This window comes from Niveispirillum fermenti (genome assembly GCF_048066175.1).
GTDB lineage: Bacteria > Pseudomonadota > Alphaproteobacteria > Azospirillales > Azospirillaceae > Niveispirillum > Niveispirillum fermenti.
This window is the reverse complement of record NZ_JBLTXA010000082.1, coordinates 1-2,501: the sequence shown is the minus strand read 5'-3', so window position 1 is coordinate 2,501 and position 2,501 is coordinate 1. Positions and strand designations below refer to the sequence as shown.

General features: G+C 67.6%; 3 protein-coding genes. All 3 read right to left on the bottom strand.

The features are described 5' to 3' along the window. Window positions 1-23 precede the first annotated feature (23 nt). The 3 genes from tnpC to tnpA are packed head-to-tail and all read right to left on the bottom strand — an operon-like array spanning window position 24 to window position 2,416. Window positions 24-1,601, bottom strand: a complete 1,578-nt coding sequence (gene tnpC / locus ACM9LZ_RS25695) for an IS66 family transposase (protein WP_416622349.1) — start codon at window positions 1,599-1,601, stop codon at window positions 24-26. Window positions 1,602-1,643: 42 nt separating this feature from the next. Next, window positions 1,644-1,991 carry an IS66 family insertion sequence element accessory protein TnpB gene (gene tnpB, locus ACM9LZ_RS25690; protein ID WP_094453379.1) on the bottom strand — a complete coding sequence of 116 codons (348 nt, stop codon included), beginning with the start codon at window positions 1,989-1,991 and terminating at the stop codon, window positions 1,644-1,646. Continuing rightward, window positions 1,988-2,416, bottom strand: a complete 429-nt coding sequence (tnpA, locus tag ACM9LZ_RS25685; RefSeq protein ID WP_416622348.1) for an IS66-like element accessory protein TnpA — start codon at window positions 2,414-2,416, stop codon at window positions 1,988-1,990. The genes tnpB and tnpA overlap by 4 nt, the downstream gene beginning before the upstream one ends. Window positions 2,417-2,501 lie beyond the last annotated feature (85 nt).

The following is a 2,501-nucleotide window of genomic DNA, read 5'->3' as shown; positions in this document are numbered from 1 at the left end:
GTAAGCATCCGGCGTAGACCCATTCAGGCCTTTGCCTTCCAGTTCCATGGCAAGAGGTCGGCGATGGCCTTTGCGGGATGATCATGGATGCGGGCGAGGGTGTCGGCGAGCCAGGCTTGGGGATCGACGTTGTTGAGCTTTGCGGTCTCGATGAGGGTGTAGATGGCGGCGGCCCTGTCGCCGCCGGCATCGGAACCGCAGAAGGTCCAATTCCGGCGTCCGACGGCGATGCCACGCAAGGCGCGTTCGGCGGCATTGTTCGACAGGCAGATGCGCCCGTCCTCCAGGAACCGGGTCATCGCTTGCCAACGTTTCAAGGCATAGTCCATGGCCTTGGCAGGATCCGACTTGGGCGACAGGCGGGCACAGGCGTGGCGCAGCCATCGCTCCAGATCGTCGATCAGGGGACGGCTTTTCTCCTGGCGGGTTTCGGCACGTTCCGCGATGGCGCGGCCGTTGATGGTCCGCTCGATGGCGAACAACGCGTCGATGCGCTTCACGGCCTCGGCTGCCAGGGGCGACTTGCCATCCTTGGCCAGGTCAAAGAACCGACGGCGGACATGGCTCCAGCATCCGGTCTCCTGGAGGGGACCGGGCTTGCGGGCGGGATCGTAGAGGCCGGCATAGCCGCTGTAGGCGTCGGCCTGGAATATTCCGGCCCAGCCGGCCAAGTGGCGCTGCGGATGTTCGCCGGCACGGGTGCGGGCATAATGGTAGAGGGCGGCGGGCGGATCGCTGCCACCGAACGGCTGATCGTCCCGCACATAGACCCATAGTCGGCCGGTGGCGGCTTTGCCCTTGGCCAGAACCGGCACCGGCGTGTCATCGCCATGGAGACGATCAGCCGCCAGAACGTGGGAGCGTATCGCCGCCACCAGCGGGGCCAGGGTTGCTGCCGCCGCGCCGACCCAGTCGGCCAGAGTGGAAACGTCCAGGTCGACCCCTTCCCGGGCATAGGCGGCACTCTGCCGGTGCAGCGGCAGATGCTGGGCATATTTCCCGGCCAGCACCATGGCCAGCAGGTTCGGCCCGGCCCGGCCACGCCGGATCGGATGGGAGGGCGCCGGCGTCTGGCTTACCGCCTCGCAGGACCGGCAGGCGAACTTCTCCCGCACATGCTGCACCACCTTCCAGCGGCGGGGTTCGCATTCCAGGCTTTCCAGCACATCCTCGCCGATCTTGCGTAAGGCATCGCCGCCGCAGCGGTCGCAGACACAGGGTCCCGGATGGACGATACGCTCCCGTGGCAGCGCCTCCGGCAGTGGTCGCCGCGCCGGCTTGCGCGGTGTGACGGCAAGGGTGGGGGCGGGCGTGCTGAGTTCGCCGGCCACCTCGTTCTCGGCGCTGGTCTCCTCCAACTCCTCCAGTTGCAGTTCCAACTGCTCCACCAGCAGCCTGCCCCGCTCGGAGGATTGGCCGTAAAGCTCCCGCCGGGCCTTGGCCAGGGCTAGACGCAGCCGTTCAATCTCGATCGCCCGTTCACCGGCCTGTTGGCGCGCCGTCGCCAACTCCCCCTGCAACGCCAGGATCAACGCATGGGCTGCCGCCAGATCGGCGGGCAGATTGTCGGCAGCTTGGGCGAGAGGATTGGGGCTGGACATGGGGTCATTGAATCATGCCCACGCCGTCTTGTCTGCAGCTTTTCAGCCCGCCCGTTCGGGCCGGGCCGTGTGTTGCGGCAGCCGCCAGTCGATCCCCTCCAGCAGATAGCCCAACTGGGCCGGGCTCAGCGTCACCGCCCCGTCCACCACCGACGGCCAGATGAACCGGCCGCGCTCCAGGCGCTTGGTGAACAGGCAGGCGCCTTGGCCGTCATGCCAGATGACCTTCACCAGGTCACCGCGGCGGCCACGAAAGACGAACAGGTGACCGCCATGGGGATCGCGTCCCAGAACCTCCTGCACCTGACGGGCAAGGCTGTCGAACCCCTTGCGCATGTCCGTCCGCCCCGTCGCCAGCCACACATGCACCCCCGGCGGGATCGGGATCATCCCGCCCCTCCGGCCGCCCGGATCACCGCCCTGGCCAGCGCCAGATCCACCGACCCCCGCAGCCGCACCTCGACCCCGCCGGGCAGAAGCACGGAGATCTCAGCGACCGATGTTGCGGACGGGCTGGGGGTCGGCAGCGCCGTCTCCGCGACCGGCATGGCCATCGGCTCATTCACAGCGGCAAGCTGGACCGGCGCAAACGCCGGAACCGGGCTGTCGACCGTCGAAACCGATACGCCCAATTGCCGGCGCCACCGGTACAGCAGGCTCTCATGGACCCCGAACCGCCGGGCAACATCCTTGACCACGATCCCCGGCCTGAACGCCGCCTCCACCAGCCGGACCTTCTCCGCGTCCGACCACTTTCGACGCCGCTCCGTACCCGTCAAAACCTCCAGCCGCTGATAAGCCATCACGTTTGCCACTCGTTTGCGTCCGCGCTATCGCGCTTACGCAAAGACTCCCAGCTATCCCGCACACACCGCAAGGCGGTTCACACCGGACGCGTAC

Excerpts from the sequence above, each read along its gene's own strand:
- tnpB (WP_094453379.1), bottom strand. The coding sequence starts at position 1,991 with ATGATCCCGATCCCGCCGGGGGTGCATGTGTGGCTGGCGACGGGGCGG.
- tnpC (WP_416622349.1), bottom strand. The coding sequence starts at position 1,601 with ATGTCCAGCCCCAATCCTCTCGCCCAAGCTGCCGACAATCTGCCCGCC.